The sequence below is a fragment of the Hydrogenophaga sp. A37 genome (assembly GCF_002001205.1).
Lineage (GTDB): Bacteria > Pseudomonadota > Gammaproteobacteria > Burkholderiales > Burkholderiaceae_C > Hydrogenophaga.
In genome coordinates this window covers 1-20,708 of the sequence record NZ_MUNZ01000175.1, presented here as the reverse complement: position 1 = coordinate 20,708, position 20,708 = coordinate 1, and the positions used below count along the sequence as shown (strand labels likewise).

Genomic DNA, 20,708 nt, shown 5'->3' with positions numbered 1-20,708 from the left:
AGCCAGACATGGGCGACAAACACATTTCCAGCCAGTTCGACGCCGAACTCAACTCCATCTCCACCCACGTGCTCGAAATGGGCGGTCTGGTGGAGTCGCAGCTGCACCAGGCGGTGTACGCATTGATCCACCTCAGCCTGGAGACGGCCGAACAGGTGCTCGAAACTGAAAACCGCATCAACCAGATGGAGGTGGCCATTGATCACGAGATCATCTCCACCATCGGCCGGCGCCAGCCGACCGCGCGCGATCTGCGCTTCCTGATGGCGATCTCGCGCACCACCCAGAACCTGGAGCGCGCGGGCGACGAGGTGGCCCGCGTGGCCCGCATGGTCAAGTCCATCATCGAAGGCGGCACGCCGCGCTCGCTGCCGATCTCCGAGCTGCGCCTGGCGGCCGATCTCGCTGCCGGCATGCTGCGCAAGACGCTGGATGCCTTCGCCCGGCTGGACACCGCCATGGCGTTGACCATCATCAAGGACGACAACGAGATCGATACCGAGTACAACGGTTTCCTGCGCAAGCTGATCACCTACATGATGGAAGACGCTCGCACCATTTCCCCCAGCCTGGACCTGCTGTTCCTGGCCAAGTCGCTGGAGCGCGTGGGTGACCACGCCAAGAACATCGCTGAACAGATCATCTTCATCGTGAAGGGCGAGGACGTGCGCCACTCACCGATGGACAAGGTGGAGTCGGTGGTCGGATGATCAGAATCACACCCCCTGCGCCGCTTCGCGTCTCCCCCCTGGGAGGGGGGCGCCAGCAGCAGCCCGGCAAAGCCGGTTCTGCGCTGGCCTTGGGACGGAGTCGCTTTCCTGAAACATGCTTGGTCAGCCGGGGGTGGCTATCGTGAGAAGACTCCCTCGCATTCTGGTGGTCGAAGACGAGCCGGCGATTGCCGAGCTCATCGCGGTGAACCTGCGCCACAACGGTTTTGCGCCCACGGTGGTGTTTGACGGTCAGGCCGCGCAGCGCGAGATCGACGCGGTGCTGCCCGACGTGATCCTGCTCGACTGGATGCTGCCCGGCGAGAGCGGGGCGTCGCTGGCGCGCCAGTGGCGCAAGCAGGACCGCACGAAGACCATCCCCATTCTCATGCTCACCGCACGCAGCGACGAGTCCGACAAGGTGCAGGGGCTGGACGCAGGTGCAGACGACTACATCACCAAACCCTTCTCCACCAACGAATTGCTCGCGCGCATCCGTGCGGTGCTGCGCCGTCGCGCACCCGAGATCGTCAACGACTCGGTTCAGGTGGGCGAGCTCGCGCTGGACGCGGCCACCTACCGTGTGAGCTTTCGCGACGCAGAACTCAAGCTGGGGCCGACCGAATTCAAGCTGCTGCACTACCTGATGAAGCACTCGGAGCGGGTGCACACGCGTGGTACGCTGCTCGACAAGATATGGGGAGACCATGTCTTTATCGAGGAGCGAACCGTGGATGTGCATGTCAAGCGTTTGAGGGAATCTCTGGGTGAAGCCGCCGGCATGATCGAAACGGTGCGCGGCGCGGGTTACCGCCTCACGGTCCGACCTGCGGTGGGACTGGGCAGCACCGACCTGTCGGCATGATCCGTCGGGCAGTGGGGCTGTTGCTCCTGATGGGGCTGGCCTCCAGTTGGGGCTGGATTCGCGACTCGGCGCCCGCAACCTTGTTGGGGGCTTTGCTGGGTGCGCTGACTTGGCTGGCGTTCGACAGTGTGCGTGCCTACCGATTCTTGAACTGGTTGGGCAAAGCTGATCTGGACCGCACACCCCGCCTTTCGGGCTTGTGGGGTGAGTTGACGGACCGCAGCCGCAAGCTGGTCAAGAAGCTGGAGAAGAAGGCCCAGAACAGCGACGACCGGCTCGAAGACTTTCTCGCCGCGATCCAGGCCTCACCCAACGGGGTGGTGTTGCTCGATGCCTCGTCCCGCATCGAATGGTGCAATCTGACGGCGGCCCAGCACCTTGGTTTTGATCCCCAGCGCGATCTCGGCCAGTATGTGCGCAACATGGTCCGGCATCCGGTGTTCACCGCCTACATGGAGGCCGGTGACTTCAGGCACGAGATCCAGTTCGACGGCCCTGGCCAGCGGCCCTCCCAGCCGAGCAAGATCTCGCTGCAGATTCACCCCTACGGCAAAAAGCGGCGGCTGATGATGACCCGCGATGTGACGGCGGTGCAGCTGGCCGAGGCGATGCGGCGCGATTTCGTGGCCAACGTCTCGCATGAAATCCGCACGCCCCTGACCGTGCTCAGTGGGTTCGTCGAAACCATGCAGAGCATCCCCCTGGAGGAAGAAGACCGCCAGCGTTACCTCGGCCTGATGAGCCAGCAGGCCCAGCGCATGCAGACGCTGGTGAGCGATTTGTTGACACTCTCGCGCCTCGAAGGCAGCCCGGCACCGGGCCCTGGCGAGTGGGTTGATGCCACGGAACTGGCCCAGCACGTGGTGCAAGAGGCGATCGGCCTGTCGGCGGCGATCGCACGGCCTGTGCATGCCGTTGCACTGGAGCCAGGCCCTCGATTCTGGGTATCGGGTGTCAAGACCGAACTGCTCAGTGCCATGTCCAATCTGCTGAGCAACGCCGTGCGATACACCCCGGCGGGCGGGAGTATTCGTGCGGGATGGCGTTTGCTGGACGACGGTACGGGCGAGTTTTTTGTGCGGGACAGCGGCCCCGGCATCGCGGCCGAACACCTGCCACGCCTTACCGAACGCTTCTACCGTGTCGACCGCAGCCGCTCGCGCGAAACCGGGGGCACGGGTCTTGGTCTGGCCATCGTCAAGCACGTGACCCAGCGGCACGGTGGTCAGGTGCAGGTGCAGAGCGTTGTTGGAGAAGGGTCCACCTTCGTCATTTCGCTGCCCCCCTCGCGGGTGCGCCAGCACGCCATTGGGTAGCCCCGGAAATCAGCCGCCTACGCGCTGGTACAGCAACAGGCTTTCCTTGTCGTTCAAGCGGCGCACAGTGGCCTTGTAGGCCCACTCGAACAGTTGTACACGTTCATCCAGCGTGGGCTGGGTATCGGGGTGAACCACCATCGCCTCGCAGCGGGGATCGGCCTTCGGGCCGCTGCGCACCATGGTCAGTCCACCCTGGTACTGCAGGGCCGAGATTTGGGCCTGGCTCAAACCGTCTGCCAGCACGCAGGACGAAGACGCTGGCACCAGCTTGGCAATGCGGCGCACCACGGGGCCGTAGCTGCGGCCGAAATCCAGCAGCGGCAGCCACAGCGTCATCAGCAGAAGCCAGCACAGCGTGGCGCCCGCGGCCGGCAACACCAGGCTTTTCCAGAGCGCCTGACGGTGCCGTCCGACGCGCCACGACACCAGCCAGAACCACGCGATGGTGGCCAGCAGCGCGGGCATAAGCAGCGCCAGCGAAAACTCGGGCACGAAGCCCGGTGCGAGTCGCGCGACGTTCGCCGCAGGTTTGGCGGGTACGCCCGTCTGCATTGCAAACCAGATCACCCAGATCACCAGCGCACAGCCGCTGAAAAAGACCAAGGTGAACCAGTCGATGAGGGCCGACACACTGCGCCCGAGCGTGGGCAGCGCAAAGGCCGCCAGCGCGGCCAGTGCGGGCAAGGCGAGCAGCAGCGCTCGGTCAAAGTCCGGGTTGATCGCACTGTTGACCACACTGACCAGCGCCGCCCACAGGGGCAGGGCCACGTGAGGGCTCAGCAACTGGCGCCGCCAGCGCCACAAGGTCCAGAGCACCAGCGGCCACGCGGGCCAGGTGAACCAGACCAGCAGGCGCGCCCAACGCTGCCATTCGGTCCAAATGGCCGGCAAGGCCAGTTCGGTTGGCCACTGGATCTGCTGCGTGAGTGCGGCGAGCGCGGTGGCCAGGCCCAGCAAGCCGGCCACCCAGGTCAATTCCAGCGGCGGGCGCGTGTCTTGGGTTGTTCTCGCCAGCCATACGCCGATCAGAAGACCGCTGCTCAGGGTGATGGCGATCCAGGGAGCGCCGCTGAAGACCAGGCCAAGGGTCGCAGCGCCCCAAAGGACCACCGTCCGCCACGGGTGCCGGGTGGCGGGCAGCGCCATGCGGGTGGCGGCCATCAGCACGGCGCTCACCATCGCCAGCCGCGCGAGGTCGGGCGTGGTTTCGTGCGACATCTGGGCCAGACCCAGGCAGGCCACCAGGGCCAACAGCGCAGCATCGGCCAGCGTGCGCGCATAGTCGATCGGATCGGCCTCTCCGCCAAAGGCGAAGGCCACCGGTTGTGCGCTGGTCTGGCGCGCCAGGTGGTACACGGCGTACCAAGTGCAGACCAGAGTCAACGCCAGCAGCAGGGCAAACGGGATTCGGGCAGCGATGTCGGCATCGAGAAAAGGCAACGCCCGTATGAAGACGGCGCCCAGCCAGTAGGGCAGCGGGCCGGCCACGTCGGCCGCTACGCCAAGCACTTGCGGCTGCCACCAACTGCTCTGCCCACGGGCCATTTCCAGCATGGCGCCAAAGGCCGCCACATCCGCATTTTTCCAGGGCTCCCGCCCCACGAAGCCGGGCAGCACGTAGGCCAGACAAAACAGCAGCAGAGCGAGCCTGGGCAGGCGGCGCACTGCCGACTGAGGCACGATGGCGGGGGTGGCAAGGTTCACGGCGGCAAATATACAGGGGGATGACGAGCCGAAAAAAAAGCAGCCGGAAAACCGGCTGCTTTTGTGCAGAGGCTGCGGCCTGTTGGCTCGCGCGCCGTCTGTTTACTTGGCTGCAGTCTTGCCGAAGCGGTTGCGGAATTTCTCCACCCGGCCACCCATGTTGTCCACGGACTTCTGGGTGCCCGTGTAGAAGGGGTGCGATTCGCTGGTGGTGTCCAGCTTGAAGAGCGGCAGATCGCGGCCGTCTTCCATCTTGATCATTTCTTTGGTGTTGGCGCAGGAGCGCGTCACGAACTTGAAACCGTTGGACATGTCCTGGAAGCACACGTCGCGGTAGTTGGGGTGAATGCCGTCTTTCATGACGATTCCTTGAGGTCAGGTGCGGCAGCCGCAGCGGAACCATTCCACTGTACTTGTCGCAAATTGCAAAGCTTTGGATTATAGCCCGAGAAGTGCAGCCGGAGGAGGGGCCTTGAACCGGGAACACCGCAGAACCGGCTTTGCCGGGCCGCTGGTGTTGTTGCCCCTTGAGGGGCTGAGCTGGCTACACGAAGTGAGCCTGCGATGGGGGTGGGCTTGATTAACCGCCCCGTCGCATCATGTCGAAGAACTCCGAGTTGTTCTTCGTCGCCTTCATGCTCTTCAAGACCATTTCCATGGCCTCGATCTCGTCCATGTTGTACATGAACTGGCGCAGGATACGGGTCTTCTGCAGGATCTCGGGCGCCAGCAGCAGCTCTTCGCGGCGGGTGCCGCTGCGGTTGAGCTGGATCGAGGGGAACACGCGCTTTTCGTACAGACGGCGGTCGAGGTGGATTTCGCAGTTGCCGGTGCCCTTGAATTCTTCAAAGATCACTTCGTCCATGCGGCTGCCGGTGTCGACCAGCGCGGTGGCGATGATGGTCAGCGAACCGCCTTCTTCGATCTTGCGCGCCGCACCGAAGAAACGCTTGGGGCGCTGCAGGGCGTTGGAATCCACACCGCCACTCAACACCTTGCCGGAGGAGGGCAGCACGTTGTTGTAGGCACGGGCCAGGCGGGTGATCGAGTCCAGCAGGATCACCACGTCTTTTTTCAGTTCGACCAGGCGCTTGGCGCGCTCGATCACCATCTCGGCCACGTGCACGTGGCGCGCGGCCGGTTCGTCGAAGGTGGAAGCGATCACGTCGCCGCGCACGGTGCGCTGCATTTCGGTCACTTCTTCCGGGCGCTCGTCCACCAGCAGCACCAGCAGCTCCACCTCGGGGTGGTTGGCGGTGATGGCGTGGCAGATGTGCTGCATCATCACCGTCTTGCCGCTCTTGGGCGGCGCCACGATCAGTGCGCGCTGGCCGCGGCCGATGGGCGCAATGATGTCGATGACGCGGCCGGTGATGTTTTCTTCGGTCTTGATGTCGCGTTCCAGGCGCATCTGTTCCTTGGGGAACAGCGGCGTCAGGTTCTCGAACATGATCTTGTGCTTGTTGTCCTCGGGAGGCAGGCCGTTGATCTTGTCGAGCTTGTTCAGTGCGAAGTAGCGTTCGCCGTCCTTGGGGATGCGAACCTCGCCCTCGATCATGTCGCCGGTGTGCAGGTTGAAACGACGGATCTGGCTCGGCGAAATGTAGATGTCGTCGGTGGACGCGGTGAAGCTCGTGTCCATGTTGCGCAGGAAGCCGAAGCCATCAGGCAGGACTTCCAGCACGCCGTCGGCGTTCACCAGTTCGCCTCCCTTGGCGCGCTTCTTGATGATGGCGAACATCAGCTCCTGCTTGCGCATGCGGCCGGTGTTTTCGATCTCAAGCGCGTCGGCCTGCTTGAGGACTTCAGACACGTGCAGTGCCTTGAGTTCGTTGAGGTGCATGGAATTCACTCCGGAAGGGAGTCGAGTCAAAAAACCGGGGGAGGGGGCGCTGACGTCCGGTTGGCGGACTGGCGCTGTCGAGAGAGGCTGGGCTGTGGTTGGCCAGCTGACAGGAGAATTATGACAGGAAAAATATCGACTGCTGCGCGTAGCCCGGGCGTTGCACCCGGGCCTGTTTCGCTGGCAGGTCGATCAGGCCAGCTGCTGGTCGATGAACGCGGTCAGCTGAGCCTTGCTCATGGCGCCGACCTTGGTGGCAGCCAGCTGGCCGTCTTTGAACAGCATCAAGGTCGGGATGCCACGGATGCCGAACTTGGCTGGCACATCGCGGTTGTCGTCCACATTGAGCTTGGTGATCTTGAGCTTGCTGCCGTAAGAGCCGGCAACTTCGTCCAGGATGGGGGCGATCATTTTGCAAGGACCGCACCACTCGGCCCAGAAGTCCACCAGCACGGGGGCTTTGGCTTCGAGCACATCGGCCTGGAAAGTTGCGTCAGAAACGTGGGTGATCAGGTCGCTGGCCATGGTCCATCCTAAGGAACGTTGAAAGAGGGAGTTAAAGTCAATGGGCTGTACCGCAAGACCAGGGGTCTCGATGCACAGCTACAACCGCTCAATTGTGACAGAAACGCCCGTTCCATGATGCCTGCGCCTCTGATCAACCACCCCGCAGACGTCCGCTGGTTGGCGCTGACCGAGCAGATCGGGCAGAGGCTGAAGAACCGTTCGGTCGATGCTTCGCGCGCCCTGGTGCTGGTGCCTTACGCCCAGCTCATGGACGCAGGGCGCAGGGCCTGGGCGCAAACGCACTCCAGCGGTTTCTCTCCGCGGTTCGAGTCCAGCCGCAACTGGGCGGCGACGCTTCAACCCTTCATGCCGTCCACCAACGATCTGTCAGGTGACGTGGCGCGGGACAGCCTCGTGGCGGCCAGCCTGATCGACCGCGTGGGCCGTGGTCGGGTGGAGCAGTCCCTGAGGCCGGTGCTGGTGAGCCGGCTGGTCGAGGCGGCCCGCCAGCTCGCGCCGCTGGCCGCGGCTCACCCGCCCGAGGCGCGCGCCGACTGGGCAGCGGCCATGCGCGAAGCGATGGCCACTGGAGGTCAGGCGCTCCGATGGGAGTCCCTGGTGGCGTCACTTGCGCTCGCGTGGTCGTCTTCGTCGGCATATCCGACCGATGTGTTGTGGACCCCGCTGGCCGCACCAGGTGTCGCGTTTGACGAGTTGTTGGTGTTGCAGGGTTTTCAGCCCGACCCGTTGGCGACCGCCTTGGCGGCGTTGTGGGGGGATCGTGTGACGGTTCTGTCGCTGCATGTACCGTCAGACGATCCGCCCATGGTCAGCCTGCACGCTTGCCGCGATGCGCAAGACGAAGCGCAGCGCGCAGCGGCCTGCGTGATTGCCCAGGCCAATGCCGGTCACACGCCAGTGGCCTTGGTGGCCAACGACCGCCTGCTGGTGCGGCAGGTGAGCGCGCAATTGCATGGCGCGGGGTTGATGGTGCGCGACGAGACGGGGTGGAAGCTGTCGACCACCCATGCGGCCGCCCGCCTCATGAGCCTCTTGCGAGCGGCCGATTCGCGCGCGCGCACCGACGACCTGCTCGATTTCCTGCAGCAGACACGGATCTGGCCTGCAGCGCAGCTGCAATCGCTGGAGCGCCGCGCCCGCGCGCTGGGTCTGGCCCAGGCCGGGTTGGCCCTGCGCCACCCGCAACTCGTGGGCAGCGTCCCGGTGGGTCTGCCCGAGCTGATCACCGCGCTCCAGGCGCCGCGTCCGTTGTCGCAGTGGCTCCCCGATCTGGCGCAAACCTTGCGCAGCTGTGGTTGGTGGGACGAGTGGCGCGCTGACGCCGCCGGTCAGCAGATCGTGCAGATCTTGCGCCTCGGCGATGGCGCGTCCCAAGAACTCGCGGTGCTGGAGCAAGGGCTGCAAGAGGATGTGACGCAAGCAGAAGCGCCGCGCCGTCGCCCTCGCATGAGCCTGGGCGCGTTCACTGCCTGGGTGCGGGACGCGCTGGAAGGGGCGAGCTTCATGGAGCCCCACACCGGCACGCCCGACGTGGTCATCCTGCCCATGGCGCAACTCTTGGGGCGCTCCTTCGCGGCCACCGTGGCACCGGGGTGTGACGAGCGCCATCTGCCCGCGAGCCCGGAGCCGCCCGGCGCATGGACCCCGCAGGAATGCAAGGCCCTGGGCCTGCCGGATCGCGAAGTCCTCGCCGAGGCCGCCCGGCAGACCTGGGACATGCTGATCCGGTTGCCCGAGGTTCACCTGCTCTGGCGCACTGAGGAGCAAGGGGAAGCGGTCTTGCCCAGCCCAAGGGTGCTGATGCTCGACGGAGCGCAGGACGGTGCCGCGCTTGCCGCCACCGTCGATCCGCGCCAACGGCGCCAGCTCATGCCCGAGCCGGTGGTCCTGCCAAGTCCGTCGGCGGGTGATCTGCTGCCCGAAGCCTTGTCGGCCAGCGCCTACCAAGACCTGCGCGACTGCCCCTACCGCTTCTTTGCCCTGCGCCAGTTGCGCCTGCAGGACGCCGACGAGCTGGAGGTCGAGCCCGACAAACGCGACATGGGCATCTGGCTGCACGCGGTGCTCAAGGCTTTCCACGAAGAGCGTGCGCAGACGCAAACCGAGGGCACAGCGCCGGACGCCCGAAGTGATCGTGAGCGCATCGACCGGCTGGCCCGGAGCACGGCCGAGCACATGGGTCTCAACGCGCTCGCGGCTGCCGACGACGTGGCAGAAGGTCGCGCGGGCTTCTTGCCGTTCCAGGCGGCCTGGCCCGCGGTGCGCGACGGTTACCTGGACTGGCTATGGAAGTTTGAAGCCAGCGGTGATCGTGCCGGCCCCCGGTTCGCCCAGGCCGAGCTGTCGCTGCGCAGCGAGGCAGGCCCCTATCGGCTGATCGGCACCCTGGACAGGGTGGACCACCAGGACAGCCCGGAAGGTGTGATCCCCTTCGTGATCGACTACAAGACCGAGCCGCGCGACACCACGCGCAACCGTGTGAAAGCGCCGCTGGAAGACACGCAGATCGCGTATTACGCCGCGCTGTTGCCCGAGGAAACGGTGCGGGCGGCCTACCTGAGCGTGACCGAGAGCCGCGACGCGGGCGCCACCTTGCTGGTCGAGCAGGCCCAGGTGATCGCCGCTCGAGATGCGCTGCGAGATGGCCTGGTGCGCGATCTCGATCGGGTCGCAGCGGGGCACGGCATGCCGGCCCTGGGCGAGGGCAAGGTGTGCGACTTCTGCGTCGCGCGTGGTCTCTGCCGCAAAGACTTCTGGACGGTGAAATGAGCGAACCAGCGGCTTACCGCCTCAACGGCGAACAGGTGTCGCGCGAGGCCTTTTACGCGGTCGCCTGCGACCCGGCGCGCAGTGTGGCGGTGGAGGCTTGTGCGGGCGCCGGCAAGACCTGGATGCTGGTCTCGCGCATCCTGCGCGCCTTGCTCGACGGCACCGCGCCACAAGACATCCTGGCCATCACCTTCACCAAAAAGGCCGCTGGTGAAATGCGCGAACGCCTGCTCGACTGGTTGCTGGCGTTCTCTCGCATGCCGCAAGACAAGCTGGTGCAAGAACTGGCCCTGCGTGGCATGGACCCGGCGCAGGCGGTCGTGCGCGCCGGCGATCTGCAGGCCTTGCATGCGCGCCTGACCGCGCTGGGCCGGTCGGTGCAGATCCGAACCTTCCACAGCTGGTTCGCCTCCTTGTTGCGCAACGCGCCGCTCTCGGTGCTGCAAGACCTGGAACTGCCCGGACCCTACGAACTGCTGGAAGACGACAAACCAGCGGTGCAACGCGTCTGGCCCCGCTTCTACGCGGCAGTGGCCGCCGACGCCGGCTTGCGGCAGGACTATCTCGACAGCGTGACCCAGCACGGGCGCCACCAGACCGGCGAGGCGTTGAAGAACGCGCTGAACAAGCGGGTCGAATTCGCGCTGGCCGACGCCAGCGGCGTGGTCGAAGCCTCGGTGGAATCCTTCGCTGCGCTGTACCCGTCGCTGGCCCGCTTCGATGCACCGGAAGACGCCTTGCTCGGCAGCGCGGTCCGCGAGCGCTGGCTGGCGTGGGCCAAGGCGCTGGGCGGGGAGGGCAACAAGACGCCACAGAAGGCCGCCAGTGCCGTGGTGGACGCGTTCGCCGTGCCCGACGAGCCGGGGCAGATGGCGGCCCGGTTCGCCCTGCTGCGCAAGGCTTTTTTCGTGGCCGACGAAGACCGGCTCACCAACCACCTGAGCAAATTTGCCGCCGCGCAAGAAGCCGAGGCCGAGTTGAAAGACCTGTGCGGAGCGCGCCGCCAGCACCAGGCCTGGCAGCACCACCGGCGCCTGACGCGCCTGACCCGCTGCTTGAGCACCGAGTACGCGTCACTCAAGCGCGAGCGTGGCTGGGTCGACATGAACGACATCGAGGGCGCGGCCCTGCGCCTGCTGGGCGACGCAGAGCTCTCGGGCTGGATGCAGCAGCGGTTGGACGCGCGCGTGCGTCACCTGCTGATCGACGAGTTCCAGGACACCAACCCCCTGCAGTGGCAGGCGCTCTACGGCTGGCTATCGGCCTACGCCGGCGCCGGCCCGGGCGAAGCGCCGCGCGTGTTTCTGGTGGGCGATCCCAAGCAGTCGATCTACCGCTTCCGCCGCGCCGAACCGCAGGTGTTCAAGGCGGCGCAGGCCTTCGTGGTCGAGGGGCTTGACGGGGCCTTGCTCACCTGCGACCACACGCGCCGCTGTGCCACCGGCGTGGTGGACGCGCTCAACGCGGTCATGCAGACCGCAGAGCAGGACGCGGGCTACGCCGGGTACCGCACCCACACCACCGAGAGTGACGCGCTGGGCGCGGTGCTGTCATTGCCCCAGGTGCCGCGCGCGGCTGGCGGCAGTGACGACGCCGCCGCGGAGGGCGAGCCCATCTGGCGCGACAGCCTGAGCGAGCCGCGTGTGACCCCCGAAGACACCCTCAGCGCCATCGAGGCCCGGCAGGCGGCCGACTGGATCGCCGCGGAGCTGGCCAGCGGCGCGTTGAAGCCCCGCGACATCATGGTGCTGTCGCGCAAACGCGAGCGCCTGGGCTGGTTGTTCGACGCGTTGCGCGAGCGCGGCATTGCCTGCGAGCAACCCGAGAAACTGGACCTGGCCGACGCGCCCGCGGTGCAGGACGTGGTGGCTTTGCTCGATGCGCTGGTCTCACCGGCCCACGACCTGAGCCTGGCGCGTGCGCTCAGGTCGCCGCTGCTCGGGCTGGGCGACGCGTCGCTGGCGCAGATCGCGCGCCTGCGAAAGCGCTGGACACCTCCCGCCGAAGTGGGCGAGGCGGGCGAGAAAGCGCAAGCCCCATCCTGGTGGGACGTGCTGCAGCGCTGGTCCTCCCTCGAACCCGACGAACAAGATGCACTGGCCGCCAGCCTGCATGGCGGAGGGACCCAAGACCTCCACGCCATCGGTCCTGCCGCCATCCGCCTGTCGCGCTGGCGCGCCTGGGTGGACAGCCTGCCGCCCCACGACGCGCTCACCGCCATCTACCGCGATGGGGATGTGCTCGCACGCTTTGCCCAGGCCGTGCCGCCGCACCAACGCGAGGTGGTGCTGGCTCAGCTGCACAGCCTGCTGGCGCACACCCTTGCGCAGGACGGCGGGCGTTTCCTGAGCCCCTACCGGCTGGTGCGCGCCTTCAAGGCCGGCGACATCCGGGCCCCGCAGGCCGCGCAGGACAACGCGGTGCGTCTGCTCACCATCCACGGTGCCAAGGGTCTGGAGGCCCACACCGTGCTGTTGCTTGACACCGACGCAGCGCCCCCCAAGGCCGAGAGCATGGGCGTGCTGGTGGACTGGCCGGGCGAAGCGTCTGGGCCGCGCCGGTTCGTGTTCCTCGCCAGCGAAAAGTCGCCACCCGCCTGCGCCGAGGGCGTGCTCGCCATTGAGCAGCAGGCCCGCGCGCTGGAAGAACTCAACGCGCTCTACGTGGCGCTGACCCGCGCCGAGCACCGCCTGGTGGTCTCCAGCACCGAGCCCCACCGGGCGGCCGTCGCGCCGTCGTGGTACCGCCGCATCCAGCCGCACGCCATCGCGGTGGCGGCAGCACCCGAGTTGTTGAGGGCAGAAGCCGCCGAGCCCAAGTCCTTCGAACTGCTCACACTGCCGGTCTTTGTGCCGACGGCTGCGTCTGGAGGCGAACCGGTTGAGCAAGCACCCGAAGACGCCGCCCTGGACGCATTGGCCCGCACCGGACTCGCGCTGCACCGCCTGCTGCAATGGCGGCCCACGCCGCTGGGCGGCTTTGAGTGGACCGACCTGCATCGGCAGGCGGTGGCGCGGGAGTTCGTGCTGTCGGCTGAGCAGTCCGCGCAGGCGCACACCATGGCGCGCGCCATCGTCTCGGGCGAGGCCGCCTGGGCCTGGGACGCCGATCAGCTGCTGCACTGGGGCAACGAGGTCGAGCTCTGGTTTGAGGGTCAGTTGCTGCGCCTGGACCGCCTGGTGCGGCGGCGTGACAGCGGCGAATGGTGGGTACTGGACCACAAGAGCGCCGAGCGCCCCGAACAACAAGCCCAGCTGCTGGCCCACATGGGCCGCTACCGCCGCGCCGTGCAGACGGCGCAGCCCGGCGCCGTGGTGCGCCTCGCCTTCATCAACGCCAACGGACAGCTGATCGAGCTGCCCGCAATGAACGAAACCAAGTAAGTGACCGACGTTTTGAACCCGATTTTTTCTCTCCTGAATGTCGCCATCGTCGGCGGCGGCCCTGCCGGCCTGATGGCGGCCGATGTGCTGTCACGCGCCGGCGTGCGCGTCGATCTGTTCGACGCCATGCCCTCGGTGGGGCGCAAGTTCCTGCTGGCCGGCAAAGGCGGCCTGAACCTGACGCATGCCGAACCGCTGGACGCGTTCATTTCCCGCTACGGCGAGCGGGCCAGCACCTTGCAAGCGATGCTGCAGGCCTTCGGTCCGCAGCAAGTGCGCGATTGGGCGGCTGGCCTGGGCATTGCGACTTTCGTCGGCAGTTCGCAGCGCGTGTTTCCCACCGACATGAAGGCCGCGCCCCTGTTGCGCGCGTGGCTGCAAGGCCTGCGTCACCCCGCGCCCGACGGCGAGCCCGTGCGGTTCCACATGCGCCACCGCTGGCTCGGCTGGGCTGAGGACGGGACGTCGCTGCGCTTTCAGACACCTGAGGGTGAACGGCAGGTGAGCGCACGTGCCACAGTGCTGGCCCTGGGCGGCGCGAGCTGGGCCCGGCTGGGGTCGGATGGCGCCTGGTGGCCGTGGCTGCAGGCCGCGGGGGTGGATCTGGCGCCGCTGCAGCCGTCCAACGGGGGCTTTGACGTGCAGGGCGGATGGACGCCCTTGTTCAGCGAACGCTTCGCCGGTCAGCCCTTCAAATCGGTGGCGATCCGGTTCACCGACGACCAGGGCCACAGCTTCCAGAAAAAGGGCGAGTTCGTCGCCACCGCCACCGGCGTGGAAGGCAGTCTGGTCTACGCCGTCTCCAGCGGACTGCGCGACCAGATCAACCGCGCCGGCAGCACCACCTTCCACCTCAACCTGCTGCCCGACCGCAGCGCGGAAGACGTGTTCAAACAGGTGGCTCACCCGCGCGGATCGCGAAGCCTCTCCAGCCACCTCAAGAGCCGGCTCGGTCTGGACGGCATCAAGATGGCGATCCTGCATGAGCGGTGTCCCAAGGCCACGATGAACGACCCGGTCGCGCTGGCCGCGGCGATCCAGGCCCTGCCGATCACGCTCTCCGCCACCCGGCCGATCGACGAAGCCATCAGCACGGCGGGTGGTGTTCGCTTCGAAGCCCTGGACGAAGGGCTCATGGTGCAGCAGCGCCCCGGCCTGTTCTGCGCGGGTGAAATGCTGGACTGGGAAGCGCCCACCGGCGGCTACCTGCTCACGGCATGTCTGGCCAGTGGTGTGGTGGCGGGGCAGGGCGTGGAGCGCTGGCTCAAGGCCCATTGAGGCGGTGTCATCACGCCGTCAAGACCTGGGCCTAGAGTTCAGCGGGTTCTTTTTGCCACGTCCTGGAGATGTTTGCCCATGTTCGCGTCCGTTTTGCACCGCCGTCGCTTTTGCCACCAACTCGCTGTCGGCCTGGTTGCCTTGAGCGCGGGCGCCACCCACGCCAGCGGCTTCCCTGATCGGCCCATCAAGATCGTCGTGCCGTTTGCACCTGGCGCCGGCACCGACGCCATGGGCCGCCTGATCGCAGCAAAGCTGGCCGAGCTGCTGAAAGTCAGCGTCGTCGTGGACAACCGCGCGGGGGCCTCTGGTGCCTTGGGAGCTCAGGAGGTCGCCAAGGCCACGCCCGACGGCCACACCCTGTTGCTCGCTGCAGCACCTTTCACCACGGTGCCCGCCGCGCTGCCCGGTGCGGGCTACGACCCCATCGCCGGCTTCACCCCAGTGGGCATGTTTGCCCACGGCCCCCTGGTCTGGGTTGCCAGTAAAGACCTGCCCGTGAACACCTTGGCGGAGGTGGTGGCGCTGGCGCGCAGCCAGCCCGGGCGCTTGAACTACGGCTCCGCCGGCGTCGGGGGCATCAACCACCTGGTGCTCGAATCGCTCAAGGCGCGCACCGGCACGTACATCACGCACATCCCCTACCGTGGCATCGCGCCCGCCACCGTGGACACGCTCGCCGGCCAGATCCAGCTGCTCACTGGCACCATTCCCGCGCTCGCGCCCTACATACGGGACGGTCGCCTCAAAGCACTCGCCGTCACCAGCCCAGGCCGCAGCCCTGCGCTGCCGCAGGTGCCTGGCATGCAGGAGGCGGGTTTTGCCGATGTCAACGTGTTGAACTACTTTGCGCTGGTGGCGCCGAAGGGCACGCCTGACGCCGTGGTGCAGCAGATCAACGCCGCGCTGGCGCAGATCGTGGCCATGCCCAATGTGAAAGAGCGCCTGGCCAAAGACGCCCTGGAACCCGCCACTGGCACGCCGGCGCAACTGGCGCAGTTCCTGCAGAAAGACTTGGACGGCTGGAAACGGGTGGTGGAGCGCCAGAAGCTCAAGATCGACGCTTTCTGATCGGGGCCGTCCGGCCCGGAAAGCAAAAAGGCCGCTGATGCGGCCTTTTGCGTTGTGGCGCATGCGATGCGCTGAATAAGGTGACGAGCCTTGACCCCGGCACTGACTCCACAGTTAGGGCTGCTTGGTTCCCCACCTGACCCGGTTGGCCGCTTCACCATGCGGGAAGGCCCGTCGAGGTGAATTGTAGGCGATGCAGATGGCCTTGGTGCCTCAGGGGCGACGCTTAGAATCACCGCCATGTCTTACGTCGTTCTGGCCCGCAAGTACCGCCCACGCAATTTCACCGAAATGGTGGGGCAGTCGCACGTGGTTCAGGCCCTGACCAACGCGCTCACGACCCAGCGCCTGCACCACGCCTACCTGTTCACCGGCACGCGCGGCGTGGGCAAGACCACCGTCTCGCGGATCCTGGCCAAGTCGCTCAACTGCCTGGGCGCCGACGGGCAGGGCGGCATCACCGCTGAGCCCTGTGGCGTGTGCCAGGCCTGTACCGACATCGACTCGGGCCGCTTCGTGGACTACACCGAGCTCGACGCAGCCTCCAACCGGGGAGTGGACGAGGTCCAGGCGCTGCTGGAGCAGGCGGTCTACAAACCGGTGCAGGGCCGCTTCAAGGTCTTCATGATCGACGAGGTGCACATGCTCACTGGGCACGCGTTCAACGCGATGCTCAAGACGCTGGAAGAGCCGCCCGAGTACCTGAAGTTCGTGCTGGCCACGACCGACCCGCAGAAGGTGCCGGTCACGGTGCTCTCGCGATGCCTGCAGTTCAACCTGCGACCGATGGCGCCAGAGACGGTGCTGGAGCACCTGGGCCTGGTGCTGAAGGCCGAGAACGTGCCGGCCGAGACGCAGGCGCTGCGCCTGATCTCCCGTGCCGCGCGCGGCTCCATGCGCGACGCGCTCTCGCTGACCGACCAGGCCATCGCTTTTGGCGGCGGCCAGTTGCAGGAAGCGACCGTGCGCCAGATGCTCGGCGCCGTGGACCGCTCATATGTGCTGCGCCTGATCGATGCATTGGCGCGGGCCGACGGCGCCCAGGTGGTGAACACGGTGGACAGCCTGCGCACCAACGGCCTCAACGCCGCTTCCACGCTGGAAGAAATGACCGGCTTGCTGCAGCGCATGGCGGTGCTGCAAGCGGTGCCGGAGCGGCTGGCCTTGCAGGAATCGGACGACCCGGACACTCCCGAGATCGTGCGCCTGGCGCACGCGTTACCTGCCGACGAAACCCAACTGCTCTACAGCCTGTGCCTGCACGGCCGTGGCGAGCTGGGCCTGGCGCCCGACGAATACGCCGCCCTCACCATGGTGCTGTTGCGGCTGCTGGCGTTCAAACCTTCCGGCACGGCCACTGTGGCTGCGGTGGAAAAAAAAACACTGAAAACGGCGGCTGAGGCGCCTGCAGCGGTTCCTCGCACCGCGCCAGCGCCGGTTGCACCCCCACGGGCGCCAGCGGTGGTTCAGCCTTCCCAGGATGTCGCGCGCCCGGCGGGCATGCATGTCGTGCCATCCACGACCCCGCCCCAACCGGCTCCCGTCAATGTTCGGCCCGTGGTCGAGGCACCCGCTCCGGCAGCGGTCCCCCGTCGCGCTGTCCAAGATGACGACGATGGCCCGCCATGGGTGGAGGAGCCCGAAGAGGTGCCGACAGACGAGGGTGTGCAAACCAGCCGCTGCGTGGTGGATATTCCGGTGCGAGAGGCGGGACCGTCGCCTCGGCTGGACCAGCTGCGAGAGCCCGGCGAAGCGGTGCGTTTGCCCGCGCCGGTGCTCAGCGCCGAAGGCGATTTCTGGTTCGATGCGGTGATGCAGCTCGTGCGTGCCGAAACGATCACGGCCCTGGTGCGCGAGCTGGGGCTGCAGTCCCAGCTGGTGGCGCGCGACGCCGACCAGTGGGTGCTTCGCGTGGAGCGCGAGTCGCTCAATCAGGGCAACACCCGGGAACGCCTGGGCACGGCGTTGAAGACGCTGGGCCACGACATCCGCCTGGCGGTGGAGATCGGCCCGGTGAGCGACTCTGCCGCGCTGCGCCTGGCGGCCGAAGCCGCGCGCCGTCAGCGCGAGGCCGAACAAATCATCCGGGACGACCCCTTCGTGCAGACGATGATGCGCGACTTTGGCGGCAAAATCGTGCCCGGTACGCTCAAGTCCACAGCTGGTTGAGCGCTCAAGAATCCCTTTCTTCTCCATTCAAAACACAAGGATCACCATGTTCAACAAAGGACAACTCGCCGGTCTCATGAAGCAGGCTCAGGCCATGCAGGACAACCTGAAGAAAGCGCAGGACGAGCTGGCTTTCGTCGAAGTCACCGGCGAATCGGGCGCGGGCCTGGTGAAGGTGCTGATGACCTGCAAACACGACGTCAAGCGCGTCACCATCGACCCCAGCTTGCTGGCCGATGACAAAGACATGCTGGAAGACCTGGTGGCTGCTGCGTTCAATGCGGCGGTGCGCAAGGCAGAAGAGACGTCGAATGAGAAGATGGGCAAGCTCACGGCGGGCATGCCTGGCCTGCCGGGCGGCATGAAGTTCCCCTTCTGATGCACTGCCGCCGCCGTTCCGCGTGACCTCCACTCACCCGCTTGAACTGCTGGTGCAGGCGCTTCGGCGCCTGCCCGGGGTGGGCGTGAAGTCGGCGCAGCGCATGGCGTTTCACCTGCTGCAGCACGACCGGGAAGGCGCGCTGCACCTGGCACAGGCTTTGCAGCACGCCTGTGCCGAGGTGAAGCATTGCGCGCTCTGTCACACCTTCACCGAGAACGACATTTGCCCTACCTGCCTGGACGCGCGACGTGACCGCAGCCAGCTGTGCGTGCTGGAGACGCCCGCCGATCAGGACGCGATGGAGCGCACCGGTGCCTACAAAGGGCTGTACTTCGTGCTCATGGGCAAGCTCAGCCCGCTCGATGGTGTCGGGCCGCACGACATTGGCCTGCAGAAGCTGTTTGACCGCATCGACACGCAGGTGGATGGGCAGAGCGAGGTGCGTGAGGTGATTCTCGCGACCAACTTCACAGCCGAGGGTGAAACCACGGCGCATGTGATTGCGCAGTCGCTCAAGGCGCGTGGCGTGAACGTGACCCGACTTGCGCGCGGTGTGCCCGTGGGCAGTGAACTTGAATACGTTGATCTGGGCACCATTGCCCATGCTTTGGTGGACCGCCGCTGAGCGGCCACGACCCTGGAAAGCGACCCATGAAATTCGCCGGACTGACCCTGGCCTACTGGACGGTGCTGGTGGCCGCGTTGCTGCCCATCTTGTGCGCCACGCTGGCGAAGTGGGGTGCGTTGTCCAAGCCGCGCCGCGAGGGCGGGTACGACAACCACCACCCGCGCGCCTGGCTGGCACAGCAAACCGACTGGCGTGCGCGCGCCAACGCGGCCCAGGCCAACAGCTTTGAAGCCCTGCCTTTTTACATCGGTGCCGTGATCATTGCGCACCAGCTCGGCGTGTTCCAGACCCGGCTGGATCTGCTGGCGTTTCTCTACATCGTGCTGCGCCTGATGTACATCCTGTTTTACTTGGCCGACATGGCCACGTTCCGCAGCGTGGTGTGGACGGCCGCGCTGGCATTGAACATCGCGATCCTGTTCCTCTGATCGCGCCGGGCGCAACCGCGCTGCGATGACATTTGCTTGCAAATTCGTTCTCGGTGGAAACCCGCTCGGGAGTCGCCCCGATGCGCTCGCGGCAGCCATCCTCTAGCCTCGGGACTTCAATCAAGTCAGGGGCAAGAGAGGATGTGGCATGTGGAGTCGCCGTGATTGCGCGCGCTGGGTGGCTTCGGCCGCGTTGAGCGCAGGGGTTCCTGCGGCAATGGGCCAGATCAGACCCGTTGCGCCGCCTGTGGTGCCGCGCGCGCCCATTGGTCGCGTGCAGCTGGCGGTCGAGAACAAGTCCGCGTTTTGTTACCTGCCCTTGACCATCGCAGAACGGCTCGGCTATTTCGCCGCAGAGGGGCTGGACGTTCAGGTGCGTGACCTGAGCGAGCCTGGTCAGGCGCTTCAGGCGCTTCTTTCAGGGTCGGTTCAGGCCCTGTCAGGGCCCTACAGCCTGGCCATCAGGCTGCAGGCCCGTGGGCAGGTGTTTCCCTCCATCGTTCTGCAAGGGCGTGCCCCTCAGGTCGTGATGGGTGTCTCTCGTAAAACGATGGGTGCCTTCCGCGATGTCCGTGACCTGCGCGACCGCAAGGTCGCTGTGACCGCTTTGGGGTCGGCCAGCCAGCGCTTGACCCAGATGCTGCTGGCCAATGCCCGGATGGGGAGTGATGTCGTGCAGTACGTGCCCATGGGCAGCCCTTCGGCGGCGGTGGCTGCTTTTCGAAACGGTCAGGTCGACGCCATCTGCTACACCGATCCGGTGATCACGCAGCTGGAGCAAGACGGAGGCTTGCGGGTGGTGGCGGACACGCGCACGGTGCGTGGCAACGCCGAGGTGTTTGGCGGGCCGATGCCGGCGGGTTGTCTGAGCGTGTCGGCGGAGTACCTGGCCAGCCACCCAGCAGAGTGCCAGGCGATGGTGAACGCGATGGTCCATGCGCTGAAATGGCTTCAGACCGCAGGGCCATCGGACATCAACAAGACCGTGCCCGAGTCTTATTTTTCAGGTGACCGGGCGCTGTATCTCGCCGCGTTCAGCCGGGCACGCGAGGCCTGGGCCCCCGATGGCCTGATGCCAGAGACCGGGCCACAAACCGTGGCGCGGGTGCTGGAGCGGTTCGAAGAGCCCTCTGTGCCCAAGAAAGTGGACTTGGCGCAGACCTACACCAACGCCCTGGCGCAGAAGGCCAAAGCCCGATTCCGCGCTTGACCATGTGAGGAGAGGGCTGACCTTGCCCTCGTTTGGTGTAGTTCTTAGCCCACGGTTTACGCGGCCTTTTTACGCGGTGCCTCGTACCAGCGTTGCTCGAACTTCATAGGGCTGAGGTAGCCAAGCGACGAATGCAGCCGGCGGTGATTGTAGAAAGCCATCCAGTCCATCACAGCCTGTTTGGCCTGGTCTCTGGTGGCGAACTTGTGCCCATGCACGCTGGCCGTTTTCAGTCGGCCCCAGAAGCTCTCAGTCGGCGCGTTGTCCCAGCAGTTGCCCTTCCTGCTCATCGATGAGCGCATCTTCCAGTCCTTCAAAGCGTCCTGGAACTCACCGCTGCAATACTGGCTGCCACGGTCGCTGTGGAATATCAGACCAGGCAGCGGTCGGCGGCGCCACCACGCCATGGCCAGCGCGTCCT

Annotated in this window: 17 protein-coding genes and 1 other RNA gene; 12 read left to right on the top strand and 6 right to left on the bottom strand. The window is 66.2% G+C overall.

The window, feature by feature from the left end; genetic code table 11:
* The first annotated feature begins 8 nt into the window (after positions 1–8).
* The 3 genes from phoU to phoR all read left to right on the top strand — a co-directional run bounded on the left by phoU (position 9) and on the right by phoR (position 2,891).
* Positions 9–710, top strand: a complete 702-nt coding sequence (gene phoU, locus B0E41_RS23195) for a phosphate signaling complex protein PhoU (RefSeq protein ID WP_077334944.1) — start codon at positions 9–11, stop codon at positions 708–710.
* A 142-nt stretch (positions 711–852) separates the two neighbouring features.
* Positions 853–1,575 (top strand): phosphate regulon transcriptional regulator PhoB, encoded by a 723-nt coding sequence (gene phoB / locus B0E41_RS23190; protein WP_077334985.1) that lies wholly within the window; start codon positions 853–855, stop codon positions 1,573–1,575.
* The gene (phoR, locus tag B0E41_RS23185) at positions 1,572–2,891 is read left to right on the top strand and encodes a phosphate regulon sensor histidine kinase PhoR (protein WP_077334942.1); all 1,320 of its coding nucleotides are present in this window, start codon (positions 1,572–1,574) and stop codon (positions 2,889–2,891) included. Before phoB ends, phoR begins: the two co-directional genes overlap by 4 nt.
* 9 nt (positions 2,892–2,900) lie before the next feature.
* On the opposite strand, the gene B0E41_RS23180 is transcribed toward phoR, so the two are convergent.
* The 4 genes from B0E41_RS23180 to trxA form a co-directional block, all read right to left on the bottom strand.
* On the bottom strand, positions 2,901–4,598 hold the full coding sequence (locus B0E41_RS23180; RefSeq protein WP_077334940.1) for a hypothetical protein: 1,698 nt from the start codon (positions 4,596–4,598) through the stop codon (positions 2,901–2,903).
* 102 nt (positions 4,599–4,700) lie between these two features.
* On the bottom strand, positions 4,701–4,958 hold the full coding sequence (locus tag B0E41_RS23175) for a type B 50S ribosomal protein L31 (RefSeq protein ID WP_077334938.1): 258 nt from the start codon (positions 4,956–4,958) through the stop codon (positions 4,701–4,703).
* A 220-nt stretch (positions 4,959–5,178) separates the two neighbouring features.
* Entirely contained in the window at positions 5,179–6,441 is a 1,263-nt protein-coding gene (rho, locus tag B0E41_RS23170) for a transcription termination factor Rho (RefSeq protein ID WP_077334936.1), read from the bottom strand.
* 192 nt (positions 6,442–6,633) lie between these two features.
* Positions 6,634–6,966 carry a thioredoxin TrxA gene (trxA, locus tag B0E41_RS23165; protein ID WP_077334934.1) on the bottom strand — a complete coding sequence of 111 codons (333 nt, stop codon included), beginning with the start codon at positions 6,964–6,966 and terminating at the stop codon, positions 6,634–6,636.
* A gap of 114 nt (positions 6,967–7,080) precedes the next feature.
* Here trxA and B0E41_RS23160 point away from each other — a divergent pair, with 114 nt between their 5' ends.
* The 4 genes from B0E41_RS23160 to B0E41_RS23145 all read left to right on the top strand — a co-directional run bounded on the left by B0E41_RS23160 (position 7,081) and on the right by B0E41_RS23145 (position 15,470).
* The gene (locus tag B0E41_RS23160) at positions 7,081–9,738 is read left to right on the top strand and encodes a PD-(D/E)XK nuclease family protein (protein ID WP_143433984.1); all 2,658 of its coding nucleotides are present in this window, start codon (positions 7,081–7,083) and stop codon (positions 9,736–9,738) included.
* Positions 9,735–13,121, top strand: a complete 3,387-nt coding sequence (locus B0E41_RS23155) for a UvrD-helicase domain-containing protein (RefSeq protein WP_077334932.1) — start codon at positions 9,735–9,737, stop codon at positions 13,119–13,121. Before B0E41_RS23160 ends, B0E41_RS23155 begins: the two co-directional genes overlap by 4 nt.
* Positions 13,122–14,399 carry a TIGR03862 family flavoprotein gene (locus tag B0E41_RS23150; protein ID WP_290440864.1) on the top strand — a complete coding sequence of 426 codons (1,278 nt, stop codon included), beginning with the start codon at positions 13,122–13,124 and terminating at the stop codon, positions 14,397–14,399. It abuts the gene before it with no gap.
* A 78-nt stretch (positions 14,400–14,477) separates the two neighbouring features.
* Positions 14,478–15,470: a tripartite tricarboxylate transporter substrate binding protein gene (locus B0E41_RS23145; protein ID WP_077334930.1), complete on the top strand. Its 993-nt coding sequence runs from the start codon at positions 14,478–14,480 to the stop codon at positions 15,468–15,470.
* A 79-nt stretch (positions 15,471–15,549) separates the two neighbouring features.
* Here B0E41_RS23145 and ffs read toward each other — a convergent pair.
* An RNA gene (ffs, locus tag B0E41_RS23140) (signal recognition particle sRNA small type) lies at positions 15,550–15,646 on the bottom strand.
* Positions 15,647–15,710: 64 nt separating this feature from the next.
* Here ffs and dnaX point away from each other — a divergent pair.
* The 5 genes from dnaX (at position 15,711) to B0E41_RS23115 (ending at position 20,287) form a co-directional block, all read left to right on the top strand.
* Positions 15,711–17,639, top strand: a complete 1,929-nt coding sequence (gene dnaX, locus B0E41_RS23135; protein WP_077334928.1) for a DNA polymerase III subunit gamma/tau — start codon at positions 15,711–15,713, stop codon at positions 17,637–17,639.
* A gap of 46 nt (positions 17,640–17,685) precedes the next feature.
* Positions 17,686–18,018 (top strand): YbaB/EbfC family nucleoid-associated protein, encoded by a 333-nt coding sequence (locus B0E41_RS23130; protein WP_077334926.1) that lies wholly within the window; start codon positions 17,686–17,688, stop codon positions 18,016–18,018.
* 22 nt (positions 18,019–18,040) lie between these two features.
* Positions 18,041–18,646, top strand: coding sequence for a recombination mediator RecR (gene recR, locus B0E41_RS23125; RefSeq protein WP_077334924.1), 606 nt, complete (start codon positions 18,041–18,043; stop codon positions 18,644–18,646).
* Between the two features lie 26 nt (positions 18,647–18,672).
* On the top strand, positions 18,673–19,077 hold the full coding sequence (locus B0E41_RS23120) for an MAPEG family protein (RefSeq protein WP_077334922.1): 405 nt from the start codon (positions 18,673–18,675) through the stop codon (positions 19,075–19,077).
* A gap of 217 nt (positions 19,078–19,294) precedes the next feature.
* Positions 19,295–20,287: an ABC transporter substrate-binding protein gene (locus tag B0E41_RS23115; protein ID WP_171984852.1), complete on the top strand. Its 993-nt coding sequence runs from the start codon at positions 19,295–19,297 to the stop codon at positions 20,285–20,287.
* 56 nt (positions 20,288–20,343) lie between these two features.
* Here B0E41_RS23115 and B0E41_RS23110 read toward each other — a convergent pair.
* Positions 20,344–20,708, bottom strand: a 365-nt coding sequence (locus tag B0E41_RS23110; RefSeq protein WP_143433983.1) for an integrase core domain-containing protein, incomplete at its 5' end; no start/stop codon positions are given.